Genomic DNA, 25,278 nt, shown 5'->3' on the forward strand with positions numbered 1-25,278 from the left:
TCCTCCATTTATTAACCTAAATTAAGAACCATTACTAAAGGTGTAATTAATAAATCAATTACTTTTATTCCTAAAAATGGTACTATAACCCCACCAAGACCAAAAATAAGCATATTTCTCATTAGCATAGCTTGCGATTTCATAGGTCTATATTTTACCCCTTTCATAGCAAGAGGTATTAAACATGGGATAATTATAGCATTAAATATTAAAGCTGATAATATCGCACTAAATGATGTAGAAAGCTTCATTATATTTAATATCTCCATTTGAGGTATTGCAAGGGTAAATATAGCTGGTATAATTGCAAAGTATTTTGCAATATCATTTGCTATACTGAATGTTGTTAAAGCACCACGTGTTATTAAAAGCTGTTTTCCTATTTCAACCACTTCTAATATTTTAGTTGGGTCTGAATCTAAATCTACCATGTTTGCTGCTTCCTTTGCAGATGTTGTACCACTATTCATAGCAAGACCCACATCTGCTTGAGCAAGTGCAGGAGCATCATTTGTTCCATCCCCTGTCATAGCAACTATTTTACCTTCAGATTGTTCTTTTTTTATTGCCTCTATCTTATCTTCTGGTTTACATTCTGCAATAAATCCATCTACTCCAGCCTCTCTTGCAATTGTGGCTGCTGTTAAAGGATTATCTCCTGTACACATGATTGTCTTTATTCCTATCTCACGAAGTCTAGCAAATCTTTCTACAAGACCTGATTTTACTGTATCCTTTAAGTAGATAATACCGTATATCTCATTATCGACACACACTACTAGAGGTGTACCACCTAATTTTGCTACTCTATTCACACTTTCTTCTAAATCGTCTGGTACTAATCCACCAGAAGATTTTACTCGATTTATTATACTGTCATAAGCCCCTTTTCTAATAGCTGTTCCATCAGATAAATTTATACCACTCATTCTAGTTTGTGCAGAGAATTCTACAAACTCAGCTTCTTCGGCCTCTTTTGTTTTTCCTGTTGAACCTAGTTTTATCCCTAAATCAACTATAGACTTTCCTTCTGGTGTGTCATCTTTTAATGAGCACATAACAGCATAGTTTATTAAATTTTTTGAATCTGCATTTCCAACTGCTATAAATTCTGATGCAAGTCTATTTCCATAAGTAATAGTACCTGTCTTATCCAAAATCATAGTATCAACATCACCACAAGCTTCCACTGCCTTTCCTGACATTGCAATAACATTGAATCTAGTTACTCTATCCATACCTGCAATACCAATAGCTGACAATAATCCACCTATCGTAGTTGGTATTAAGCACACCAAAAGTGCTATCATAGTAGAAATTGGAATCTTTACACCTGCATAATTTGCCATTGGATAAAGAGAGATTAAAACAACCATAAATATAAGTGTTAATCCCACCAATAAAGTATTTAAAGCAATTTCATTTGGTGTTTTTTGTCTTGAAGCTCCTTCTACAAGAGCTATCATTTTATCTAAGAAGGATTCTCCTGGTTTTGTTGTTATTTTTATTTTTAGCCAGTCACTTACAACTGTAGTTCCTCCTGTAACAGAAGCGAAATCTCCTCCAGATTCTCTCATAACAGGTGCAGATTCTCCAGTTATTGCTGACTCATCCACAGAAGCTATACCTTCTATTACTTCTCCATCATTTGGAATAACTTCTCCTGCATTGACTAAAACAATATCTCCCTGTTTTAGCTCGCTTGCACTTATCATTTTTTCATTTCCTAATTTATCTAAAACTCTTGCAACTGTATCTTTTCTAGTTTTCTTTAATGTATCTGCTTGTGCTTTTCCTCTACCTTCAGCTACAGCTTCAGCAAAATTTGCAAAAAGAACAGTTATAAATAGTATTATTGTTACAATCCCATTATAAGCTCTTAAGTTATTACCTTCATCTCCAAACAAACTAGGTACTATTGTAAGTATCAAAGTTACTATAAATCCAATCTCTACAACAAACATAACTGGATTTTTCATCATATATTTAGGATTTAATTTTTTAAAAGCTTCTATAATGGAAGTTTTGAAAATATCTTTTGTAATAAACTTTGTTTTTTTAGTTTCCATAAAATTTTACTCCCTCCCAATTTTTTAGTGCCATAATACTAGATGCTCTGAAATAGGTCCAAGCGCTAAGGCTGGGAAAAATGTTAAAGCACCAACAATTAAAACAACCAATACTAAAATTATTGTAAATGTGAAATTATCAGTTCTAAGTGTTCCTATGCTTTCATTTACAGAGTTCTTAGATGCTAATAAACTTGATATTGCAAGTAATATTATAATAGACACATATCTTCCAAAAAACATAACTATACCTGTTGTTATATTCCAGAACATAGTATTATCTCCTAAACCTTCAAATCCTGAGCCATTATTAGCTGCTGAAGATGCAAACTCATATAAAACCTGTGATAATCCATGGAATCCAGGATTTGAAATTCCCTCAAGACCTGCTGGTAATGCTACTGCAAGTCCAGAGAACATAAGTATCAAAAGTGGATGTAATATAATAAGTAAAGCTATAAGCTTCATTTCTTTTCCTTCAATTTTCTTAGTTAAGAATTCTGGTGTTCTTCCTACCATTAATCCACATAAAAATACTGCTATTATAGCGTACATTAGCATATTCATAAGACCTACACCTTTACCACCAAATACGACATTTAACATCATATTTAAAAGTGGTACTAATCCTCCTAGAGGAGTTAAAGTATCATGCATGTTGTTAACTGTACCAGTTGTAAAGGAAGTCGTCACTGTCGTAAACAATGCTGATTGAGCTATACCAAATCTAACTTCTTTACCTTCCATACTTCCCATGCTTTGATTAAGTCCTAATTGTGATAAGATAGGATTTCCTGCACTTTCTGCTCTAAAACAAACCACTAAACCTATTAAAAATATGATTGACATTGCACCAAATACAACCCAGCCTTGTTTTTTATTCTTTATCATATGTCCAAATGCAACAACACAAGCTCCTGGTAATATCATCATAGATAACATCTCTACTATATTTGATATTATTGTTGGATTTTCAAATGGATGTGATGAATTTGAACCAAAAAATCCTCCTCCATTTGTTCCTAAGTGTTTTATTGATTCAAGTGCTGCCACAGGACCTTTAGCTATATCTTGAAGTTTTCCTTCTATAGTAGTTACTGTTTCTGTACCAGCAAAAGTTTGTGGTACTCCTTGTGTAACTAATATAATACCAACAATTAAAGCCCCTGGTAAAAGTACTCTTGTTGTTATTCTAATTAAATCTACATAAAAGTTGCCTAATGTTTTCTTTTTGCCTACTAACCCTCTTACAAATGCCATGGCCGCTGCATATCCTGTTGCTGCTGATGTAAACATCATGTATATTATCACTGTCATTTGACTAAGATATGAAAGCCCTGTTTCACCTGAGTAATGTTGAAGATTCGTGTTTGTCATAAAACTTATTATTGTATTAAATGATAAACTTTGTTCCATACCTTTAATTCCATTAGGATTAAAAATATGCATGCTCTGAGTTCTAAGTATTACATATCCTATAAACACCATGACTGCATTTGTAACTAATAAAGCTAAAGCATATTGCTTCCAATTCATTTCTTTTTTCTTATCTATGCTACATACCTTATATATTCCATTGTCTATTTTATCAAACACTTTATCTCCAAATGTTTTTTGATTAGTGGATATATGATATAAATATTTACCCATAGGTATTACTAAAACCATAAATATCGCCAATACTATTACTATCTGTACCATAAAAATTTTCCCCCCAATTCAACTTGCTTATTACCTCTATACTATTTAGAATTTTTCAGGATTAATAAGCGCATACACCAAATATACTATCAACATTACAATTACAACTGCCAGAAACCACATAGGTAATACCTCCATACATTACATTATTTTTTTTCAGTTTGTTTCCCACACCAGCCAGCAAGCAACTTCATGGAAATAAATCCTATAGCCAGTGACACTATCATCACTATATCTAACATTTCGACTCCTCCATTTACTTTAGTTTCTTTGATACGTTTTGGTTTCATATTGCTACTTCATTTATCTTATCATTTTAGGTATAAAGATAGGGTTAAGATACATCTATTATTGATTAGTATTGCATAAATATAAAATTAGCTCTTCTCTACTTAATTTAGACATAAAAAAAGGAGGCAAGTTTGCCACCTTTCAAAAATACTGTTATTTAGTTTATATTAACATTCTGGAACTATTTCATTACTCATATCCATATCTAAATTTTTACCATGATAGTAAATAAAATCAATTACTTTACCACTAATCGTAACAGCAATTAAAGAATAAAAAATATCAAATGCGGATAGGTAAACTAATGATAACAACAATACAATAACATCTGTTGCTAGATAAACTTGCCCTATGTTCAAAGATGTAGTCTTAGAAATTACTAATGCTAAAGCATCGTCTCCTCCCGATGCACAACCTGCTTTTACTATTATCCCTACTCCTACTCCTACAGTTATACCTGCCAAAATAGTTGATAAAAGCATATTTTGTGATTGTAGTACAAGAGGTCCTATAGCTTCAAATAAATCATATAATACTGAAAAACTTATAGAAGCTACTATTGAATATATTAGGAATTTTTTACCGAAAAATTTATATCCTACTAAAAGTAGTAAACCATCAATTACAATATTTGCTATTGCTGGTTGTATGTTGAATAAATTTTTTAACAGTAGTAAAATACCTAACACTCCACCTTCTGTTATGTTGTTTAGATAGTAAAAATTATAAACTCCAAATGCTAATATTGCTGAACCTAATAATATAAGTCCAATTCTTTCTAAAAATAACCGCCTGGCCATACATATCCCTTCCTTTTTCTTAATTTATATATATTATATACAAAAGAATTGGCTTTGTATACCACACTTTTTAAAACTTTAATTATACAAAATTTTTTTATTTTTTTCAATAGTTTTTTTATGTTTTTTTATGTTTTTTTAATAATTCTTTTGAACCTTAGTATTTTCAATACTTTAAATGTTTTCTCATTTTACATAAGTTTATATTAATTTGACTTATAATTTAGTATAAATAAGTCTTTGTTTATATTAATTTTTTATTTGTTTAGAAATACTATCCAATAACTTATTACTAGGTTGGATTTAAAGAGAGAGTTACTTTAGAAACTATATAAAGTAACTCTCTCAATTTTAATGTATGTAATATCTTACCATTCACCCTTAAATTCTGAAATATTATCCTTGTTGACTTCAACTTGTTTAATTTGTGTAACAGGTTCAACTTTTTCGCCTTTAAGGAAATTAGATGCCTTTTCTATAACTAATGCACCTTCTTCAACAGCAGACATATAAGTTGTACCATCTATTAACCCATCAGTTACAGCTTTTAATCCGTCTTTACTTCCACCTAAACCTATAACTTTAACTTTATCTTTAAGACCAGCATCTTTTAAAGCTTGTCCTGCTCCTGTAGCAGAGTTATCATCTTGACATATTATAACATTAAAATCAGTTTTCTTTTGAATTAAATCTTCTGTTACCTTTAAGGCTTGCTCTTTCTCCCAATTTGAAGTTTGGTTATAAACTATTTGTATGTTACTATCTTTTAACTCTTTTTCAAGACCTTTTTTTCTTAATACTTGTGGAGTAGTTCCTGGAACACCTTCTATTAATACAGCTTTTCCACCAGCTTCTCCTAATAAGTTTTTAGCAATTTTACCTGTTAATGCTCCTGTTTCTTCCTCATTTTGCCCTATATAGGTAACTAAGCCTTTAAATTCTCCAGTTGAGTTACTTCCTATAGAATTTGTAAATGCTATTATAGGAACTTCTGAATCATTAGCAGCCTTAACTATTCTCTCGCTTACAGCAGAATCAACTCCACATAATGCAATCATATCTACTCCTTTAGCCATAAAATCTTCAGCTTGTGATAATTGTTTACTAGCATCCCATTGAGCATCTGCATATTCTACATTTACACCTAATTCTTTAGATTTTGCATCTATACCTTGTTTAGTTGCTACAAAATAACCTGTTGAACCTGGCAACAATACGGCTATCTTTTTTTCTCCATCTTTTCCTTTTCCACTATCATTTGAGCATCCAACTAAACTGAATATCATAGCAAGTGATAGTAATAATGCTAAATGTTTCATTAATTTTCTCATAAAAAATTTCCCCCTCTTATTTTTTATCTTGAAGCAAGCTTTTTCTTGCTATAAGAATCAAATCCAACTGCTGCTAAAATTATTAAACCTTTAAATATGTATTGGAAATATACATCTATTCCAAGAAGATTAAAACTGTTGTTTATAACACTCATAAGTAACACACCTATAACAGTTTTAAGTACAGAGCCAGAGCCTCCTGCTACTGATGTCCCTCCGATTACAACAGATGCAATAGCATCCATATCATAGCCTTCACCTGCAATCGCAGTTGCCGTTCCAAGTCTTCCAGTTAGTACAATCCCAGCTATTCCTGCAAGTACAGCATTAATAATAAATACTTTTATTTTATGGGAATCCACATTTATACCATTGAGTTTACTTGCTTCTTGATTACCTCCTACAGAATAAACATATCTACCAAACTTAGTTTTATTTAGTACAATAAATGCAACTAGTACTACTATAAAGAAAATTACTACTGGTATTGGTATATTAAATAAATATCCATTTCCAATATAATCGAGTATTGGTATATTTTCAGTAATTGGATATCCTCCTGTAAGCATCAAAAGCAATCCTCTTACAATAGTAACCATAGCCATAGTAGCTATTAGCGATGGTACATTTATCTTTGCAACTACTATCCCATTTATTAGTCCTATTACTGCACAAATTGCTATACCTAAAAGCATAGATACAAATAAATTGGTTCCACCAGTCGCAAATTTCATCGTTATAGCACCTGCAAGAGCTGCTACTGCCCCAACTGATATATCAAAGTTTCCAGATATTATAACAAAAGTCATACCTGCCGAAATTATTCCAATTATAGAAGATTGTCGCAAAAGATTAAGTATATTTTGTTTACCTAAAAATGATGGAGTTGCAACACTTATCGCTATACATAAAGCCAAAAAACCTAGTAATACTCCATAATCTCTTAAATTCAATTTCTCAAAAGCTTTTTTCATCTCAGTCCTCCATTTTCATTTCTTTTATACATTAAATATACTGTTCATTATATCTTGAACTTTTATATTCTCATTTTTTAAATCATCCACAATAGAACCTTCTCTTGTCACTAAAATTCTATCACTTACTCTTATTACTTCTTCCAAATCAGAAGATATAAAGATTACTCCTATCCCTTTACTTGAAAATTCTTTTATTGTATTAAAAATATCTTCTTTTGCAGCAATATCTATTCCCTTTGTTGGTTCGTCATATATTATTAAATCTAAGTCTTTGTCTAACCATTTAGAGACTACTACTTTTTGTTGATTTCCACCACTAAGTTCTTTTACTTCTTGTTTTACATCACTAACTTTTATTCCTAGTTCATTGACACCCTTTTTAGAAAACTCAATTTCTCTATTTTTATCTATAAACAAGAATTTCTTAAATTTATCAATTTGTACTGATGCCGAATTAGTATATATAGCTTGTTCCAAAATTAGCCCAAGATTTTTTCTATCTTCAGGGATTAACCCTATTTTATTTTTTATAGCAACTTTAGGAGAAGTTATATCTACATTTTTACCATTAATAAATATATCTCCACTATCTTTATTATCTATCCCAAATATTAAATTTATAATTTCAGTTCTTCTTGAACCCACAAGACCTGCAAGACCTACAACTTCACCTCTATAAACTTTAAATGAAACATTTTTTATTTTATTAGACCAACTTACATTCTTAACATCTAATACAGGAGCTTCTTCATATTTTGCGAATGTATAATCCTTCTTCTCAATAAGTTTGTGATTATCATTTCCTGTCATAAGTTGAGTTATTTTTAATTTAGTTAAATCTTTTACATCATAAGTTCCAATCATAGTTCCATTTTTCATTATACTTGCACTATCACATATTTTAAAAACTTCCTCTAGTATATGAGAAATGTAAACTATAGTCTTACCTTTAGATTTCAATCTGTTTATTATTTTAAATAATCCTTCTTTTTCATTATTAGTAAGTGATGTTGTAGGTTCATCCATTATGATGATTTCAGAATTACATGAAACTGCTTTCATTATCTCAACCATTTGTTGATTTGCTACACTCAAATTAGACACTACTACATGTGGGTCTATATTAAAGTCAAAATCTTCACAAATTTTCATGTATTCTTCTAGCATATCTTTCTTATTTAAAAACACAATTCCTTTTAAAGTCTCTCTACCTAAAAAAATATTTTCAATAACTGTAAGAGTTGGTATTAAACTTAATTCTTGATAAATTATACTAATACCATTTTCTTTAGAATGATGTGGGTTTTTAAACATTATTTCATTGCCAGCTAAAATCACTTTACCTTTAGTTTGAGAATGGACTCCTCCTAGAATCTTAATAAGTGTAGATTTTCCTGCTCCATTAGCTCCTAAAAGGGCTCTTACTTCTCCTTTTTCTAGTTCAAAATCTATACCATTTAAAACGTCTACCTTTCCAAAACTTTTATATATTTGTTGCATTTTTAGTATCTTACTCACTATATCACCTCACTAATTCCTAAACCAATTTATAACTTCATCAATATTTTCTTTTGGTGCTGATAACAAATCCCAAGATAGTACATACCCTTTTACTGTTGTCTTATTTATGTTTGAAATATTTTCACTTATATATTTAGGTGTAACAGGAGCTATAATTTCTTTTTTATTTATTTCAATACCTACATATATATCTTTGACAAGATTTTTTGTTATAAAATCGATTTCCTCTAGCACAAATTTTATAGGATATATATCTCCTTCATACTCTCTAATTCCTAAAATATCTAATAAATTTCTTTTTGCAATCTCTTTATTTTCATGTACTGATTCATCAATTAATCTTTCAAATTCAAATGGCAAACCTGCTGGAGCTTTAGTAATTCTATACATCATTGGTTTTATAAAATCTGCTACTTCTTGTAATTTTTCTAAATCTTGACCTACAAAGTAAGAGATAAAAGGGGAAAAAGTGTCTATCCCTATTTTCAATCCTTTACTTTTAAAATAACTACTTATATCCACTAGTGCGTTATATATATTTTGACTTTTCATTTCAAAAAAATCTTCCCATATTTTATTTTTAAATTTGTATTTTCCATTAATGTATTCTGTTATACCAAATGGAGTATCTTCACTAACTATAACTTCATTAGATACATTATCCATTTCTATCATTAATGACCTTTTATCAATATTATTTTTTTCATATATATCTAAACAATCTTTACAAAAACAATTAAAAACACCATTTAATTTATTAGAAAAAGAGCCATACCTTATCTTATCTAAAAAAATTCCATCAAACTCAATTTCACTAAAATAAGTACTATATATTTTCTTTATGTTTTCTATATTTCCCTTACTATTTGGACAATAAAATTCAAAGTTTTCATCTTCTTGTAATGCATATCCTTTAACTTCTTTTCCAGTATAATCAACTAATAGATTACTTTTTTCAAGTAATCCTACTTCCGAAAAACATGGGAACCAAAGATATAATTCAACATTATATTTTTTTAAAAGTTTTTTAGTTTTTACATATAGTTCTTTGTCTACACTCCAACCCATAATGACTTTTTCTACATCAATACATTCCATTAATTCTAATAGCTTACATTTTATATCATTAAATTTTATTTCTTTATTTTTGAATCCACCTGTAAAGATTTGTACAACTATTTTTTTCCTATCCATGTTTGATCCTCCTATTAGCTAACGCCATAGCAAGTCTTATACCTCCATATACTGGCTGATTTTCTTGAAGTATAAATTTTAACTTTTTATCTGTATTTTCTTCCCTTAAGTTGTCCATTAACATTTGAGCATATATAGTTTTGTTTAATGTACCACCAGATAAAACTATATCTATTTCACTTTTATTATTTTTCATTGAATTAGATATTTTACTTAATATTACTTGAGCTAATTTGGACAGTTCAATTGATGACTCTCTCAGTATTTCAATAGCTAATTTATCATCTCGTTCAGCACAATCAATCACTAATGAAGCTAAGTTTGCTATTTCAACATTGTTATTTATTTCAGTAATCATATATGTAAGTTTCTTAAAGCTATCTGCATTAAAGAAATCTAAAACACAATCGAATAAATCACTATATTCATGGCACTCATCACAATAAAGTAAAACTTTCTTTAGTACTTTTCTTCCTATATCATATCCAGAACCCAAATCGCTAAAATTATATCCCCATCCACCGACTCTATATATGTCTCCATCTTCCCTAATTCCTAATACAATTGAACCTGTACCAGCTACAATTACTAAGCCAGGAGCATCAGTTTGCGCATAAAAGGCTAAAACTGCATCATTTACTAAATATATTTTTTCTTTGTTAAACCCAACTTTTAATATTTCATCCATTATAATATTATAATCATTTGGAGAATCACATCCAGATATACCAAATACAGTGTACTCAATATCGTTATAGTCAATATGTAAATCTTTTAATATTTTCTCAAATCCATTATTAATATTTTCATATGTTTTTTGAACTCCAACTGACTTATAATTAGTTGAACCAGTAGTATGTTCTTTAAGTATATTTCCATCTAAATCACTTACACAAAATTTTGTTTTTGTTCCCCCTCCATCTATTGAAATCAAATATTTCACATTAATATCCTCCTTTTTTATTAGATAGGGAATATTGGTAGTCAGTTTCTTTTAAACACATACTAATTACCCCATTTATACTTCCCTCTCTCAATGACTCCACTTTTATTAGTCTAGGGAAATTTTCTCCTCCAACACTTTTATTTACATCTTCTTCTATAAATTCCATGTCACTTTTAGTTAATATATTGCATTGTATAATCATAGCTTCTGGATTTAAAACACAAACAAGAGTCCTTACAAAATTTGATATTATAGATAAAATTTCTTTCTTAAATTTATTATCTTTGCTCTTTAAATATCTTTTTCTTAAACTCATAATGTAATCTTCAATATTTAAGTTATCATAGTTATACTTGCTAAACTCTATATTTAGATAGCTTAGTTCACCAGCAAAATTTGTAGAACCTAGATATAATTCACCATTTATAACTATACCTGAGCCAATACCATCATCTAAATACATAAGTGCCATATTTTTATATTCGTCTTTGTACTGTTTTTGATAAATTCCAATAGTGGTAATATTTGTATCATTTTCTATAAATACTTTAGTGTTATATTTACTCTTTATTAAATTTTCTAAATCTATACCTTCCCAACTTTTTATTGTTGGAATGTTTTTGACTACACCTTTTTTTACAACTCCTGGAACACCAATTCCAATCGCTCTTATATTGTTTCCCCTTACTTTTTCAATCAAAGTATCTATAACAAAAAAAGTATCGTGGTTAACGTTTTCATATGTATCCATTCTTATATTGAACTCTTCTTGATAAGTTATTTCACCTAATAAATTTGCAACTACTCCTATACAGCTGTTTCTATAATAATACAAGGCTATTATATGTTCTAAGTCTGCATTTATTTCAAATAGTTGAGCTCTTCTTCCTCCAGTAGATTCATTTAATCCACTTACTTTAACTTCATTTTTCAAAGCTAATTGTTCTACAATTTTATTAACTGTTGCTAAACTCAATTCAGTAATGCTTGAAATTTCTGGCTTTGTTATAGGTCCATCATTTTTTATAATATTTTTTATTAAGTCTTCATTTACTTTTTTTATCGTTTGTGGCTTTCCAACTATATTTTTCATAAACAACACCTTACTTTATAAACTTTATTTATTAAGTTTAGTATAATAGTTACAGGTTAAATTTGTCAATATTATTCCAATAAAAAAGAAATAAATTTAAAATAGGTTATTTCTAAATTTATTTCTTTTAAATTCTCAACTATAATATAAATAATTGTTTCTAAAATTTTATTTTTTACTGCAGTATATATTTTTATAACAATTAAAACTCTCTTTATCTACTTCTTAAATCTAACTTCTGCTGCCTTTGCATGTGCATATAATCCCTCTTCTTTTGCTAGCTTCTCTGCAACAGGAGCTAATACTTCTATAGCTTTTTCATTTAATATTTGCTTTGTACAAGTTTTTATAAAAGTACCAACCCAAACACCACCAGTATATCTTGATGCTTTTAATGTTGGTAGTGTATGATTTGTACCTGAAACATAATCACCAAATACCTCAGCAGATAAGTTTCCAATAAACAATGAGCCATAGTTAGTTAGTTTATCACAAATTTCTTCATATTTATTTACTGCTATTTCTAAGTGTTCTGGTGCATAAAAATTACTTATTTTTACTGCTTCATCTATATCATCAACCAGTATTATTTCACCATTATTTTTCCATGAATTATATGCAATATCTTTTGTTGGTAAATTTTCTAACATGATTTTCATATTTTTTTCAACCTCTTGTGCTATTTCTAAACTATCAGTTAATAATATACCTCTTGCATTTAAATCATGCTCACATTGTGCCAACAAGTCAGCTGCAATATAGACTGGATTTGAAGTTTCATCAGCTATTATAAGAACTTCACTTGGACCAGCTACAAAATCAATTCCGACTTGCCCATAGCATTGTCTTTTAGCTTCTGTTACAAACTTATTTCCTGGTCCTACAATTATATCAACAGGTTTAACCTTTTCTGTACCATATGTAAATGCTGCTATAGCTTGAACTCCTCCAGTTGCATATATTTCATCAGCTCCTGCTATATCCATAGCTACTAATGTTTTAGGATTTATATTTTTAGTGTTTTTCATAGTTGGTGAACATGCCACTATTCTTTTTACTCCTGCAATTTTTGCAGGTATTATAAGCATAAGAGCTGTTGAAAATAAAGGATATTGTCCACCTGGAACATATGCAAGGCATGACTCTATAGGAATATTAGTTTGACCTAAAATAACGCCTGGATAGATTTCCTTTTCAAAAGAATTTTCGAAACTAGCCTTTTGGGCTTTTGCAAATTCGCTTATATTTTTAGCAGCAATTTTCAAATTGTTTATAAACTCCTCATCTACATGTTTGTAGGCTTCTTTTATTTCTTCTTCAGTAACTCTGAATTCATCTCTTGTGTTTTTATCAAACATTTCATTATATTTTTTCAACGCAGTCTCTTTATTATTTCTTATATCTTCTATTATAGAACTTACTTCTTCTCTTAGTATTTTTTCATCTACCTTTTCTTTTATATTTGATTTTTTTATAATCTTCATCTTTTCCCTCCTAGTTTTATAATGTTATCATTCTAGCAATAAATAAAAACTCCCACCCTCTATCAATAACTAGAGGATAGGAGTTTAATCATATTGTACTCACCTCACTGACTGAGCACTATTTGTCTAATAACTATACTTATATTTCAGTTAATCTTTCTGAATTTTCTCTTTATTATACATAATATGATATATTTTAACTATTAATTTGTCAATGAAATTTTTTATCTTCTACAGCAATTGCAATTACATCTATCACATTTGCATTTGTTGCATTTGTCACATTTGCATCTGTCACAATTACACTTATGACATCTACATCTATCACAATCATGGTTATTATGGTTGTTTCCATTTCTTCTAGCTTCACATTCCATACCTTCGTCAAAGAATCTTCTAGACTCTTCTAGAGATTCTATACCTTGATAATTATAAGCTGAGTGTTCATTCCAAGATTTTTCTGCTTTTTCCCACATTTTTCTAGCTTCATTTTCAAATTTTCTTGCTTCTCTTCCTCTTTCTTCAGCTTCACAGAATGCTTCTCTTGCTTCTCTTTCTCTTTTTTCTGCTTCTCTTCTAAATCTATCACAATTTCTATCTCTATCTCTGTCTCTGTCTCTGTCACTATCTCTATCTCTGTCTCTGTCACAATCTCTATCTCTGTCTCTGTCACTATCTCTATCTCTGTCTCTATCTCTATCCCATGAATTATTATCATCTTGGAACCATCTTGATGTAGAATAACTTCTTCTATACCAATCTCCTGAACATTTATTATTTCCCATATAGCATATCTCCTTTTAATTTTAATTTTTTATGAGATGTTTTGTTTCATCTCATACTATATAGTATTAAAATTTCCAAAATATGTTACATAGAAACCTATATTCTTTTCTTTTTAGCTTATTTTCAACATTTTATTCATTTTTTCACAATATCCTTTGTCTTTTATTAGACATAAACTGTTATTTATTTCATACTCAGAGTCAGCATAAACCATAATAGCAAGCTCATCATCATCATTTAAAATATCATAGTTTACTAAGCAATTTCCAACTATATTCAATATTTCATCTTTATTACATTTTTTAAATCTAAGAAGTGCTCCACATTTTTCTCTAACTATTTTATTTACTTGTATTCTATCTTTAGTAAAAGAATCTATACTAGAAACTCTGTTATCTATTATATCAATAACATCTGAGTAAACTGCACTTCCTGTTGCTAGACTTCCAGCTCCCTTACCTACAAAAGAAACTTCTCCTACTGAATCTCCATTTACTATGACAGCATTAAACTCATTGTCTATTCTAGCAAGTATGTTATCTTTTTCCACTAAAACAGGTCTAACAAATGCACTTACTTTATCATTTTCATATTTACTTTGCCCAATTAATTTTATTTTACAATTTAGTTTTTTAGCATATTCTATGTCTTTTTCATCTATATCTGTAATTCCTTCTAGATATACATCTTTCCAGTATACTCTATTATCATAAGCTAGAGTTGACAATATTGATAGCTTTCTAGCAGCATCATATCCTAATACATCTGACTCTGGGTTTGCTTCAGCAAAACCTAATTCTTGAGCTTGTTTTAATGCCATGTCATAAGACAAATCCTCATCATACATTTTAGATAATATAAAGTTAGTAGTTCCATTTAAAATAGCATTTATGCTGTCTATATTATTTCCTTCTAATGATTCTATTATTGGCTTTAATACTGGTATACCTCCAGCAACTGAAGCTTCAAATTTAATACTTACTTTATTTTCACTAGCTAATTTTGCAAGTTCATCTCCACATTCAGCTAGTAAATCTTTATTTGCTGTAACAACATGAATTTTATTATTTAATGCTTTTTTTATATAAGATAGTGTTGGTTCTAAACCACCCATAACTTCAACTAATATATCTATATCTTTCTCAAATATGTCATCTATATTATTAGTTATTATATTAGAGTATTTTTTTTCTTTATGCTTTTCTAAATTATTAACTAATATTCCAACTATTTCTATATTTCTTTTCTCTTTATTATTATCTATTATATCTATAAGTCCACTTCCTACAGTTCCATATCCTAGTACTCCAATTTTCACTTTATTTTGCATTTTATTTTCCTCCTAAATTTATAATTTTCCGATTTTTTTTAATTTTCAATCTTTTATTGTAATAAAAATAGACCCATCCCTATATAAAGGGACGAGTCTATACTCGCGGTTCCACCCAATTTGATTTTTGTCAATTATTGACAAAATCCACTTTGTACTTTAACGCAGTTAACGGTTAATCTTACTAAAACTCTTTTTAGAGTAACTTCAGATAACAGCTCCTAGGTAGTTTTCAATCCCTCTAATTTAAAAAGTCTTTCAGCCAATGGACTTTTCTCTCTGATAATCGAATTAGATTTACTCTTCCTATTCATCGCTTTTATAATTTTTTATAATTCCTTTTTATACTTTCAAATAATATTTTAAATAACAAAAAACTCCCATCCTTATAACATAAGGACGAGAGTATAATTCCCGCGGTTCCACCTAATTTAGTTTTCATTTTTTATGAAAACCCACTTTAAACTTTAACGTAGTTAACGACTATTCTTACTAAAATCTATTAATATAGATAACTTCAGAAAGTAGCTCCTAGGTAGTTTTCAATCTCTCTAATTTAAAAAGTCTTTCAGCCAATGGACTTTTCTCTCTGATAATCGAATTAGATTTACTCTTCCTATTCATCGCTTTTTTATTTATTATATTGTAATTTATTTTAAACCCTTACAAATAAATTGTCAATAGTTTTTTTAATTTTATTTTTTATACTTAATCTATAAATCCGAAAATTCTATTTCTAATTTTTTACTTAGCTCACTACTGAGCTCTCTTTTATAATTGCATTTTTCACTATTATTGCTTCTAACTGGCAACGAGACAATAAATTCACTTCCAACACCAAGTTGACTTTTTAAAGATATACTACCATCATGCAATTCAACTAAAGATTTCACTAATGAAAGCCCAATTCCACTGCCTTTAACTCTATAAGAAAGTTCATTGTCAATTTGTTCAAACCTATTAAATATTTTATCTATTTTTTCTTTTGGTATACCTATACCACTATCAGATATTTTCATTTCAAACATATTATCTTTCACATATAAAAATATATTTATTTTCCCATTTTCTTTGTTGTACTTAATTCCATTAGAAAGTAAATTCAATATTATTCTTTCCAATTTTTCTGAATCAAATAACATTGAAAATTCCTCTATTTCTGTATCAAATGTAAGTTGTATATTATTTTGACTTGCAAAATCAGCTACAGACATACATATATCTTCCACAAATGATATTATATCAGACTCTTTTGGCTTAAAATCCAAATATCCCGACTGCATTTTTGTAAAATCTATAACATTATTTACTAATCTCAATATTCTATTTCCATTTTGTTTTACTATACCTAGATTTCTTTTTAGAGTATCATTTGATTCTATTAAGTCTGCCTCTTTCTTTTCTATTACTTGTAATGAAGATGATATTAAATTTATAGGAGTTCTAAGTTCATGAGATAGATTTGCAAAAAACTCCATTCTATTTTTATCCATCTCTTCTTCTAGTTTTTTTCTTCTACTTATATCTCTTGCTGTACCAATTATTCCAATGACACTACCATAACTATCAAAATATGGTCTTTTTGTAATCTCAATACATTTATTTTCGTTATGTATAGTCATATTTGATTCAAATGTAACAATCTTTTTATTTTCAACTACATCCTTATCACTTTTACATATCTTGTCTATAAGAGATTCTTCTGTTGATAATTTATGACTATTCTTACCTAGTAATTCTTCTTTATTCATACATGCTAGATTCAAAAATCCTGAATTAAATCCAATATAATTTCCATATACATCTTTATAAAACATATTCTCTGGTATTGAATGTTCAATCATCTTCATTAAGTTTTTTGAATCATAGTTTTTATTATTATATCCACTGTATATTATATTATCTATTATTCCTATAGTACCTAAAAGTTCACTTTCATCATATAAGAAATATTTTTCAACCATAAAAAATGTTTCTTCGTATTCAAATAGTTTTTGTAAAAATCTTTTTTTACTAGATATTCCTTCTAAATAGTCATCTCTAAATAATTTTCCAGTTCGTTCTCCCCATACTTCTATATCGTTTTTTCCAAATATATCTTTTGTAGTTTTAATTTTGTTATTTAATATTGATATTAAATTTTCACTACAATCTATATATATTCCTTCTTCATCTTTAACATAAGCTAATTTTTCTTTTTTATCAAATGAATCGATTATCTGTCTATAATCGAATACTATTTTACTAAAATACAAAACTACGTACGAATCTCCAACTATTTGTTTTCTTATGTTTATCCAATTTTTAAGTGCTGGAATATATCTTTTTATACAATCTATATTATCTGAGAACAACTCTTTAGAATATTTTTTTGCTCTAAATATAGGTAATACATCTAATATATCTTTATCACAAATTCCCTCTTCTAGTTTCAATACTTGACTCATACCTTTACTTATATATTCCACTCTATATTCTATATCTTCATGTTCTCTTATAATCTTACAGTATAAAAAAGGCACAGGTATATTTTTTATAAAATTCACATATTTATTATGGATATCCATATCCTAACCACGACCTCTCAATGTTATTTATAATAATACTTCTTAAGTAATTATATGACATTTTTCTATTAATTATAACATATTTCATAACAAATATTTTCAAATAAATTTAATTTTATGTAATTTATTATTTGTTTATAATTATTTGTGTCGCTTTTTTTTCATCGGTAATGACATGTGTTATGTATCCAGTCTTCAGTGCACCTGTTATTGAATCTATACTAGAATCTGAACATATAGCTATTACTTTTTTTGCCTTTTTTAATTTTTCAAGAGGTATTTGTATGACATAATCACTATCACTTTTAATTATTTCTCCATCTTTATTAAAATAATAAGATAAAAAGGAACCTATTGCTTTTTCTTTTGTAAGCTTCTTTCCAAATCTAATCGCAGTAGCTTGGTCTGGAACCTGAGGATAATTATCAACAGATAAAATTATTGTATCTATATTATCCCATTTTTTCTCCATACTCTGATAATTTTCAGTTTTCAAATAGATATTTCGCTCTTCACTACTAGTTGGAAATGCAGGCGCATATAAAAATACAGGACTAAATCCTGTACTATTTGAAAATACAGATATTAATTCATTAGGGTGATATCCTTTATTTGGTATGTTAGCCATTCCAACCAATGGATATACTTCTCCTTTAAAAGTAAAAGTATCCTCACTCTTTTGTATTTCTTCTATTATATTACCTATAGTATATCCCCATCCTATACCGACATTACTAACCTTAGGTAATTCTTCTTTTATATATTTTATTCCATGACTTAGTATAGTTTGTTGAGTTATATATTCGGTTTTAGCTTCTGGTACTATTAGTCCACCTCTAATGTTAAATATCTCTTTCATCTGATTCATCAGCAAATCATTACTAGAAAATAGTTCCCTAATCTCTATCTTTACTATTCCAATTTCTTTTGCTTTATTTAACATTTTACTTATCAATGGTCTTGATACTCCTAAAATTTTTGCAATCTCTGCTTGAGTTTTATTATCTTCATAATACATTTTTGATACTTCTACTAATTTCAACATTTCGTTTTCAATAGTCATATTTTCATCCTTTCAAAGCTAATTCTAAGATAAAATTATCTCATTAGATAAAATTTGTCAAGTTGTATAAAAAATTTAAAAAGCCCAGAAAAATTCTGGGCTTTTTAGCTTAATTATTAACATTCTTGCATTAATTCAATTATAAAACCACCATTAATTATAAATGCACATTTTAAGTTATCTCCTACTTTAAAAGGTTCTACAATTACTTCATTCTCACTCAGATATTTGTCCATATTTTTTACTTTATATGCAACATGAGGATTTTTTTGCATTATTTCTGGAAGTGGACTTCCTTCAACAAATCTTAAATATTCATATTTGAAATCTGTGTATTTTGGGTCTGTTATATACACCTTCAATTCTTCATTAAACTCTTCATGCTCTTGTGGCTTATCTGTTATAACACCTATATGTACAAATTCCATAAATTCCCCTCCAATTATATTAAAACCTATATATTAAACTTATACTACTTATACTCTTCTTTTAATTCTTCAAATAACTTGTATGCTTGTTCTGGAGTATTGTTTTCATGAACTACAGCCTTTATTGCCTTTATCATAGCTTTTGGATTTTCTGATTGGAATACATTTCTTCCCATATCAACTCCTGCTGCTCCTTCATTTATAGCTCTATAAGCCATTTCTAACGCTTCTTTTTCTGGAACTTTTTTCCCTCCTGCTATAACTATTGGAACTGGACAAGCAGATGTTATTTTCTCAAAATCCTCACAATAATAAGTCTTTACTATACTTGCTCCAAATTCAGCTAACATCCTAGTGGCTAATAGAAAATATTTTGCAGTTCTTTCCATCTCTTTACCTACTGCAACGACACCCAAAACTGGTATTGAATATCTATTTCCCATATCTATTGTTTTGACTAAATTTTCTATAGCCTTACACTCACCTTCAGCCCCCATAAATGTCTGTATAGCTAGGCATGATGCATTCATTCTTATAGCATCTTCTATATCAACTCCTATAACCTCTCTACTCATATCCTCTCTGAGTACGGAACTACCAGCCGAACATCTAAGTGCTATAGCTTTATCTTGAGTGGGATTTATACACGTTCTTAAAGCTCCCCTTGTAGCCATAAGACAATCTGCATCTTCTATAAGTTCAGGTATTGAAAGGTCTAATCTTTCTAATCCTTGAGTAGGACCCATTATATATCCATGGTCAAAAGCTAACATCAATGATTTTCCTGTTTTAGGATTAAATATCTTTGATAATCTATTTTTCATTCCCCAATCTACATTGTCCATTCCTTTTAAATAAAAACTTTGTTGAGGTGGTTTTATCCCTATTCCATAATCTTTTGGTAATATTATTCCATCTTTATCTGCCATTTTTTATCTCCCTTTAATTTAGTCTAATTCTTTTTAAAGTAAGGCGTATTACATGGTGAATTGAAGTATCTCAATAATTCATCATCCATTCTAGCTATAAATAGTTGGAATCCAGCTGTTTCTTGAGTAGTCAAAAGTTCTCCAACACAATTTGAAACTATTTCTATATTTTTTTCTTGTAATATTCTATGGCACTTTCTATAAACTATTAACATTTCCATTAAAGTAGTAGCTCCTGAACCATTAACTACTAACATTACTTTTTCACCATCTTCGATATCCAAATCCTTTATTAAAGCTTGTGTCATTATTCCAGCAGTTTCATCAGCAGACTTCATTTCCATACGTCCACCTCCACCTTCTCCATGTTGCCCCATTCCTATTTCCATCTCATTTTCTCCAAGTTCAGAAATTACCATACCTGTAGATGGATGAGTTGCTCCTTTACATGCAACAGCTATAGTTGCCATATTATCAGCAAATTTTTGTGCTATTTCTGCAACTTCATCTAAAGATTTTCCTTCTTTAGCAGCCCCTGCAGCTATTTTATATAAAGGTATACATCCAACCAATCCTCTTCTATCATCACTATTTTCTCTCGGTGCATTTGCTATATCTTCTTGAGTAACAACTTTTCTAACATTTAATCCTTCTTTTTTAACTTGTTTCATAACAAGGTTTCCTGTCAACATATCTCCTGCATGATTAAGAACTACAAATAATACACCTTTCCCTTTGTCTGCCATCTTTATAGCCTCTAAACAAGAATTTGGTCCTGGAGCGGCAAATACATCTCCGACTACAGCTATATCAACCATTCCATCTCCAACAAATCCACTCAAAGCTGGTTCATGACCTGCTCCTCCTAAAGTAACTATTGTTACTCTGTCTTCTTCTTCCAACTTTTTGTTTATCACTAAATTTGAATCTGTAACTCTTAGTAACTCCGAATTTGAAAGTTCTAAACCTTCTAAAACTTCTCTAGTTAAATCTTCTGGTTGGTTAATAAATTTTTTCATTGACATGATAAATTCCCCCTATTAAATTTGTTATATTGATTAATTGCTGTGTTAATCTCTTTTATAATGCGTCATATAAACCTTTAAACATTAATGATATAGAAACAGCGCCTGGGTCCATATGCCCTAAACTTCTTTCCCCTATACTTTTTGCTCGTCCAAATTTTGCTATGTAAGTTTTAGTGCTTTCTGCGCCTTCTACTGCTTTCTCATAACCCACTTTAAAAACATCTTTTATGTTGTCACTTTCAATAGTATGCATAGCATCTATTGCTGGGTATAATGCATCTACTAGTGTTTTTTGACCTACTTTAGCAGTAGAAATAAGAGATAAATTTTCTCTTGCTTCAATAAACATATCTTTTACTTCTTCTATTTTAAGTTCTTTTTTATCTTCTATTCCTTCAGCCATTCCCTCAAATATAGTTCCCCATAAAGGTCCTGCTGACCCTCCATTTACATTCATACATAAAGTACTCAAATCTTCATTAATTGATTTTATACTATCATCATCATGCTCTTCTAGAGCCCTTTTTCTCATACAATCAGCTATTCTGTCTATAGTAACTCCATGGTCACCATCTCCAACTATACCATCTAATTCACATAAATATATCTTATTTTCTTTTAATATTTCTGCTGCACTTATTAGCATTTTTCTCCATGTAACTGTCGACAACATTGAATCATCTCCTTACCAATATCTTAACTCAATATTATCATATGTAATAACAAATGTAAATTATTTTTAGAAAACGTTTTTACAAAATTTACATTTGCAATATCAAATACCAATTTTTATTTTAATATTTTACTTTAACATTTCATTTCTTATCTTTCTAAAATACAATCTTGAATTTAATTCATAACCTACAACAATAACCCAACTACTAAAATATATCCATGTCATAAGTACAATTATTTCAGCTATGCTTCCATAGATTACTTCATAGTTAGCATAATAGTTTGTATAATAAGAATAGAAAAATGATACTACAAACCAAGCAAACGTAGCAAAAATAGCACCTGGAGCAGATTCTTTCATAGTCAAACTCTTATTAGGTGTATACTTATACAAAAATGTAAATATTACTATTATTGTTGCAATACCTACAGTGTATCTTAGAATATCCCATATTTTTATGAATATCTCATCTAATCCTATAAAGTTAAAAATAAAATAACCTATCTTCTCTCCATAAACCAAAAATATCATAGATAAAAAAATCAATACCAAAAGCATAATCGTAAATAAAAATGATATAGATAAGATTTTAAAAAAAGACCTAGTTTCTTTAACTTTATAAGCTCTATTCATTCCTTTAATAAGTGCTTTTACTGCCCTTGAAGATGTCCACATCGTAAGTACAAAACTGACAGCTAAAAAATTTAAACTTCTATTGTCTATTGCAGAAACTATAATTGAAGATAATACATCAAAAGCACTCTCTGGCATCATGTTTCTAAATAAGGCTATATATTTATTTAAATGAAGAACTGGTATATATGCTATAGAACTTATTGTAAATATTAAAAAAGGAAATATAGACAACATTAAGAAAAAAGATACTTCTGCTGATTTTGAACTTAACTCACTATAATTAGATTTTGCTACTATATATTCAATTAATTTCTTATCTATCCCAAACATAAATATCCCCTTTTCTCTAATATTAATTTCATTATACAATATTAATTATACTCAGATTCATACCATAATATAATTATTTAAACAAAAATAAAGTAAATAAAAGCTGAAAATAATAATTCTACTAATATTTTAATTTTTTAATCACTGAAAATAAAAAGTATAATCTTGAATTAAATATATATTATTGGACTATAATTATGATTATATACAAGCTTCTAGTGGTATTAATTTAAAAAGATAAAATTCGAGATGTATTTTCTAATTGAATTGACAACACAAAAAGGTTTTTTAAAGTAACAACAAATAAAAATATTAAACAAACTAGTATTAGCAGGATAACTTTTAAATTTATTATATTTTCTTCTTAAACAATTATTGATTATATCAAATCAATATTAATCTTATGCTTATAATTTAAGAAATATGTAATAAAAGTTAAGTATTTATGGTTATAATGTTTATCTTTTGAATAAAATACATTATAATTAAAAGTAAAGTTGCAAATTTGCTATAATTTTAACAAGTTAATTTTCAGAATTATACAAATTTTACATTAATTGTTAATGCAAATTCTATTTAAATAATATTTTTATATTCAAAAATAAATAAAACGGAGGTCTTAAAATATGAGTAACTTTATAATATGTAATTATTGCGGAGACAAGATAGACAAATCTAAAAATAAGTATATAACTTACTCTGAAAAAGATAGTTGTAATGAAGTAAATATTTGTACTAATTGTGCTTTAGACTTATTAGAAAAAACTAATGAAAAATCAAAGATTAAATCTGCAAAAGCTTTAATAAAACAAATAGGATAAAGACACAATATAAATTGTATAAATAAGAAAAGCACCTTTTAATTATAGGTGCTTTTTCTATATATAGATAACTTCATAAGGTATTAAGGTAGATTAATACAAATATATATTATAATCTATTCTATTTATTTAGCTCTTTATATTTCCTTATTTTTAAATATTAAACTCAGATTCATAGCAGTAGCACATATACTGTATTTTACTTCTGTTGGCACATAATCTACTCCATTTATAAAATCTACCAAATATTGTTCTTCAACATGTGCAACTTTAGCTATAAATTCAATATTAATTTCATATATCTCAATTAGTAAACTTAAAATACCTCTAAGCCTAGAATCTGAATCAACATCTATAGTATATTCGAGTTGCAAAACAAAATTTATCCATCTTGCCCATACGTCTAAATCTGCTGTAAATTCTTTTTCATATTTTTTATAATTTCTTAGTTTTTCTGATTCTATTTTAATCAAATTTGATAAAATATCTTCATTTATGTGATATTCATCAATTAATTTATTAAGTAAAGGTTCTATGTAATCACTATCAATCTTTTTTACTTCCATATAAGTTAAACTCCTCTAAGTAAAATTAGTAAGTATCTTTTTATTATATCACACTTAAATAGTCTCAATTATAATAAAGAAATTTTAAAAACTTGAAATATAAACTTTTTTGTTTCTTTATTTCTTATTGTAATATTTTAGTAACTCTTTATTCTTATTCTCTTGTTATACTTTGATTAAGAAAATCAAATATAAGTTACTGATTATTTTATGAAAAACATTTTAAAATATTAATATTTACAAGGAGGAAATACAATGAATAAAAGAGCAAAACAAGCATTCTTTCAAACAATCCCAAACTTAATAATTGTATTATTAGCACTCATATTTGCATTTTATACTAATACTTTTGACCTTGATTTAAAAGTATTACTCTTATTACCTATAGTATATATTGTTTTATTTTTATATTATTATACAAGACTGAGATAGATTAGTAGTAAGTATGAAAAATAAATCTATTTTCAAAACAAATGTCTTTAAAGTTTACATACTAAGAAAATATACTGTTGTATAAAATTTAATAAATCATTTATTACAAATATAACAAAAGCTGTCAAAACAAATAATTAAAATAATAATTTTCGTAAAATACTTTTTAATTAAAAAACTGGCTAACTTTCAGTTAAATGTCAACCAGTTTTTTATAATGCTTTTATTTAAATACAAATAAAATTGCATCTTTAATACTTATTTACTATTCTTTTATGT

The 25,278-nt window shown here is 28.2% G+C and carries 24 protein-coding genes and 2 other annotated features; of the genes, 2 read left to right on the top strand and 22 right to left on the bottom strand.

Features of this window, described 5'->3' with window-relative positions:
* Positions 1-11: 11 nt before the first annotated feature.
* From kdpB to IC213_RS06260, 21 genes are all read right to left on the bottom strand, one after another.
* The gene (gene kdpB / locus IC213_RS06160) at positions 12-2,069 is read right to left on the bottom strand and encodes a potassium-transporting ATPase subunit KdpB (RefSeq protein WP_227831108.1); all 2,058 of its coding nucleotides are present in this window, start codon (positions 2,067-2,069) and stop codon (positions 12-14) included.
* A gap of 24 nt (positions 2,070-2,093) precedes the next feature.
* Entirely contained in the window at positions 2,094-3,770 is a 1,677-nt protein-coding gene (gene kdpA, locus IC213_RS06165; protein ID WP_255612887.1) for a potassium-transporting ATPase subunit KdpA, read from the bottom strand.
* Between the two features lie 45 nt (positions 3,771-3,815).
* Positions 3,816-3,908, bottom strand: a complete 93-nt coding sequence (gene kdpF, locus IC213_RS21260) for a K(+)-transporting ATPase subunit F (protein WP_413926919.1) — start codon at positions 3,906-3,908, stop codon at positions 3,816-3,818.
* 8 nt (positions 3,909-3,916) lie between these two features.
* Complete coding sequence (locus tag IC213_RS06175; protein ID WP_227823772.1) at positions 3,917-4,060, bottom strand: hypothetical protein; 144 nt, start codon at positions 4,058-4,060, stop codon at positions 3,917-3,919.
* 168 nt (positions 4,061-4,228) lie between these two features.
* The gene (locus tag IC213_RS06180; protein WP_227862845.1) at positions 4,229-4,861 is read right to left on the bottom strand and encodes a YitT family protein; all 633 of its coding nucleotides are present in this window, start codon (positions 4,859-4,861) and stop codon (positions 4,229-4,231) included.
* A 368-nt stretch (positions 4,862-5,229) separates the two neighbouring features.
* The gene (locus tag IC213_RS06185) at positions 5,230-6,192 is read right to left on the bottom strand and encodes a sugar ABC transporter substrate-binding protein (protein ID WP_227845867.1); all 963 of its coding nucleotides are present in this window, start codon (positions 6,190-6,192) and stop codon (positions 5,230-5,232) included.
* A 23-nt stretch (positions 6,193-6,215) separates the two neighbouring features.
* A complete protein-coding gene (locus IC213_RS06190) occupies positions 6,216-7,166 on the bottom strand; it encodes an ABC transporter permease (RefSeq protein ID WP_227433013.1) in 951 nt (316 codons plus the stop codon).
* Positions 7,167-7,190: 24 nt separating this feature from the next.
* The gene (locus IC213_RS06195; protein ID WP_227862846.1) at positions 7,191-8,687 is read right to left on the bottom strand and encodes a sugar ABC transporter ATP-binding protein; all 1,497 of its coding nucleotides are present in this window, start codon (positions 8,685-8,687) and stop codon (positions 7,191-7,193) included.
* A gap of 12 nt (positions 8,688-8,699) precedes the next feature.
* Positions 8,700-9,884 (bottom strand): hypothetical protein, encoded by a 1,185-nt coding sequence (locus IC213_RS06200; protein WP_227831110.1) that lies wholly within the window; start codon positions 9,882-9,884, stop codon positions 8,700-8,702.
* Positions 9,877-10,827, bottom strand: coding sequence for a BadF/BadG/BcrA/BcrD ATPase family protein (locus IC213_RS06205; RefSeq protein ID WP_227831111.1), 951 nt, complete (start codon positions 10,825-10,827; stop codon positions 9,877-9,879). The genes IC213_RS06200 and IC213_RS06205 overlap by 8 nt, the downstream gene beginning before the upstream one ends.
* A 1-nt stretch (position 10,828) precedes the next feature.
* On the bottom strand, positions 10,829-11,923 hold the full coding sequence (locus IC213_RS06210) for an ROK family protein (protein ID WP_227823767.1): 1,095 nt from the start codon (positions 11,921-11,923) through the stop codon (positions 10,829-10,831).
* A gap of 218 nt (positions 11,924-12,141) precedes the next feature.
* Positions 12,142-13,407, bottom strand: coding sequence for a histidinol dehydrogenase (hisD, locus tag IC213_RS06215; protein ID WP_227831112.1), 1,266 nt, complete (start codon positions 13,405-13,407; stop codon positions 12,142-12,144).
* A 224-nt stretch (positions 13,408-13,631) separates the two neighbouring features.
* Positions 13,632-14,192, bottom strand: a complete 561-nt coding sequence (locus IC213_RS06220) for a hypothetical protein (protein ID WP_227862847.1) — start codon at positions 14,190-14,192, stop codon at positions 13,632-13,634.
* Between the two features lie 113 nt (positions 14,193-14,305).
* Complete coding sequence (locus IC213_RS06225; protein WP_227433002.1) at positions 14,306-15,523, bottom strand: homoserine dehydrogenase; 1,218 nt, start codon at positions 15,521-15,523, stop codon at positions 14,306-14,308.
* A gap of 84 nt (positions 15,524-15,607) precedes the next feature.
* Positions 15,608-15,846: a binding site (T-box leader), on the bottom strand.
* 69 nt (positions 15,847-15,915) lie between these two features.
* Positions 15,916-16,156 (bottom strand) — a binding site (T-box leader).
* Positions 16,157-16,236: 80 nt separating this feature from the next.
* Positions 16,237-18,069: an ATP-binding protein gene (locus IC213_RS06230; RefSeq protein WP_227862848.1), complete on the bottom strand. Its 1,833-nt coding sequence runs from the start codon at positions 18,067-18,069 to the stop codon at positions 16,237-16,239.
* 148 nt (positions 18,070-18,217) lie between these two features.
* On the bottom strand, positions 18,218-19,153 hold the full coding sequence (locus IC213_RS06235; RefSeq protein WP_227433000.1) for a sugar-binding transcriptional regulator: 936 nt from the start codon (positions 19,151-19,153) through the stop codon (positions 18,218-18,220).
* A gap of 116 nt (positions 19,154-19,269) precedes the next feature.
* Entirely contained in the window at positions 19,270-19,581 is a 312-nt protein-coding gene (locus IC213_RS06240; RefSeq protein ID WP_227432999.1) for a hypothetical protein, read from the bottom strand.
* Between the two features lie 44 nt (positions 19,582-19,625).
* Positions 19,626-20,510, bottom strand: a complete 885-nt coding sequence (lsrF, locus tag IC213_RS06245) for a 3-hydroxy-5-phosphonooxypentane-2,4-dione thiolase (RefSeq protein ID WP_227432997.1) — start codon at positions 20,508-20,510, stop codon at positions 19,626-19,628.
* A 23-nt stretch (positions 20,511-20,533) separates the two neighbouring features.
* Entirely contained in the window at positions 20,534-21,535 is a 1,002-nt protein-coding gene (locus IC213_RS06250; protein ID WP_227831116.1) for a dihydroxyacetone kinase subunit DhaK, read from the bottom strand.
* Between the two features lie 55 nt (positions 21,536-21,590).
* On the bottom strand, positions 21,591-22,211 hold the full coding sequence (gene dhaL / locus IC213_RS06255) for a dihydroxyacetone kinase subunit DhaL (RefSeq protein ID WP_227831117.1): 621 nt from the start codon (positions 22,209-22,211) through the stop codon (positions 21,591-21,593).
* A gap of 129 nt (positions 22,212-22,340) precedes the next feature.
* Positions 22,341-23,180: a YihY/virulence factor BrkB family protein gene (locus IC213_RS06260; protein WP_227823762.1), complete on the bottom strand. Its 840-nt coding sequence runs from the start codon at positions 23,178-23,180 to the stop codon at positions 22,341-22,343.
* Between the two features lie 626 nt (positions 23,181-23,806).
* Here IC213_RS06260 and IC213_RS06265 point away from each other — a divergent pair.
* The gene (locus tag IC213_RS06265) at positions 23,807-24,001 is read left to right on the top strand and encodes a DNA-directed RNA polymerase (RefSeq protein WP_227432990.1); all 195 of its coding nucleotides are present in this window, start codon (positions 23,807-23,809) and stop codon (positions 23,999-24,001) included.
* Positions 24,002-24,138: 137 nt separating this feature from the next.
* Here the strand turns inward: IC213_RS06265 and IC213_RS06270 are convergent, their stop codons facing one another.
* Positions 24,139-24,567, bottom strand: a complete 429-nt coding sequence (locus IC213_RS06270; protein WP_227432988.1) for an HTH domain-containing protein — start codon at positions 24,565-24,567, stop codon at positions 24,139-24,141.
* A gap of 255 nt (positions 24,568-24,822) precedes the next feature.
* Here IC213_RS06270 and IC213_RS06275 point away from each other — a divergent pair, with 255 nt between their 5' ends.
* Positions 24,823-24,999, top strand: coding sequence for a hypothetical protein (locus tag IC213_RS06275; RefSeq protein WP_227432987.1), 177 nt, complete (start codon positions 24,823-24,825; stop codon positions 24,997-24,999).
* Positions 25,000-25,278: the final 279 nt, after the last annotated feature.

The sequence above is a fragment of the Clostridioides sp. ES-S-0049-02 genome (genome assembly GCF_020658465.1).
Classification (GTDB): Bacteria; Bacillota; Clostridia; order Peptostreptococcales; family Peptostreptococcaceae; genus Clostridioides.

What these genes read in the sequence shown, in the direction of transcription:
- IC213_RS06250 (WP_227831116.1), bottom strand. Translation starts at nt 21,535, where the DNA reads ATGTCAATGAAAAAATTTATTAACCAACCAGAAGATTTAACTAGAGAA.
- IC213_RS06260 (WP_227823762.1), bottom strand. Translation starts at nt 23,180, where the DNA reads ATGTTTGGGATAGATAAGAAATTAATTGAATATATAGTAGCAAAATCT.
- IC213_RS06190 (WP_227433013.1), bottom strand. Translation starts at nt 7,166, where the DNA reads ATGAAAAAAGCTTTTGAGAAATTGAATTTAAGAGATTATGGAGTATTA.
- IC213_RS06200 (WP_227831110.1), bottom strand. Translation starts at nt 9,884, where the DNA reads ATGGATAGGAAAAAAATAGTTGTACAAATCTTTACAGGTGGATTCAAA.
- kdpF (WP_413926919.1), bottom strand. Translation starts at nt 3,908, where the DNA reads ATGGAGGTATTACCTATGTGGTTTCTGGCAGTTGTAATTGTAATGTTG.
- IC213_RS06225 (WP_227433002.1), bottom strand. Translation starts at nt 15,523, where the DNA reads ATGCAAAATAAAGTGAAAATTGGAGTACTAGGATATGGAACTGTAGGA.
- dhaL (WP_227831117.1), bottom strand. Translation starts at nt 22,211, where the DNA reads ATGTTGTCGACAGTTACATGGAGAAAAATGCTAATAAGTGCAGCAGAA.
- IC213_RS06270 (WP_227432988.1), bottom strand. Translation starts at nt 24,567, where the DNA reads ATGGAAGTAAAAAAGATTGATAGTGATTACATAGAACCTTTACTTAAT.
- IC213_RS06265 (WP_227432990.1), top strand. Translation starts at nt 23,807, where the DNA reads ATGAGTAACTTTATAATATGTAATTATTGCGGAGACAAGATAGACAAA.
- lsrF (WP_227432997.1), bottom strand. Translation starts at nt 20,510, where the DNA reads ATGGCAGATAAAGATGGAATAATATTACCAAAAGATTATGGAATAGGG.
- IC213_RS06180 (WP_227862845.1), bottom strand. Translation starts at nt 4,861, where the DNA reads ATGGCCAGGCGGTTATTTTTAGAAAGAATTGGACTTATATTATTAGGT.
- IC213_RS06175 (WP_227823772.1), bottom strand. Translation starts at nt 4,060, where the DNA reads ATGAAACCAAAACGTATCAAAGAAACTAAAGTAAATGGAGGAGTCGAA.
- IC213_RS06220 (WP_227862847.1), bottom strand. Translation starts at nt 14,192, where the DNA reads ATGGGAAATAATAAATGTTCAGGAGATTGGTATAGAAGAAGTTATTCT.
- IC213_RS06210 (WP_227823767.1), bottom strand. Translation starts at nt 11,923, where the DNA reads ATGAAAAATATAGTTGGAAAGCCACAAACGATAAAAAAAGTAAATGAA.
- hisD (WP_227831112.1), bottom strand. Translation starts at nt 13,407, where the DNA reads ATGAAGATTATAAAAAAATCAAATATAAAAGAAAAGGTAGATGAAAAA.
- kdpB (WP_227831108.1), bottom strand. Translation starts at nt 2,069, where the DNA reads ATGGAAACTAAAAAAACAAAGTTTATTACAAAAGATATTTTCAAAACT.
- IC213_RS06240 (WP_227432999.1), bottom strand. Translation starts at nt 19,581, where the DNA reads ATGGAATTTGTACATATAGGTGTTATAACAGATAAGCCACAAGAGCAT.
- kdpA (WP_255612887.1), bottom strand. Translation starts at nt 3,770, where the DNA reads ATGGTACAGATAGTAATAGTATTGGCGATATTTATGGTTTTAGTAATA.
- IC213_RS06185 (WP_227845867.1), bottom strand. Translation starts at nt 6,192, where the DNA reads ATGAGAAAATTAATGAAACATTTAGCATTATTACTATCACTTGCTATG.
- IC213_RS06235 (WP_227433000.1), bottom strand. Translation starts at nt 19,153, where the DNA reads ATGACTATTGAAAACGAAATGTTGAAATTAGTAGAAGTATCAAAAATG.
- IC213_RS06275 (WP_227432987.1), top strand. Translation starts at nt 24,823, where the DNA reads ATGAATAAAAGAGCAAAACAAGCATTCTTTCAAACAATCCCAAACTTA.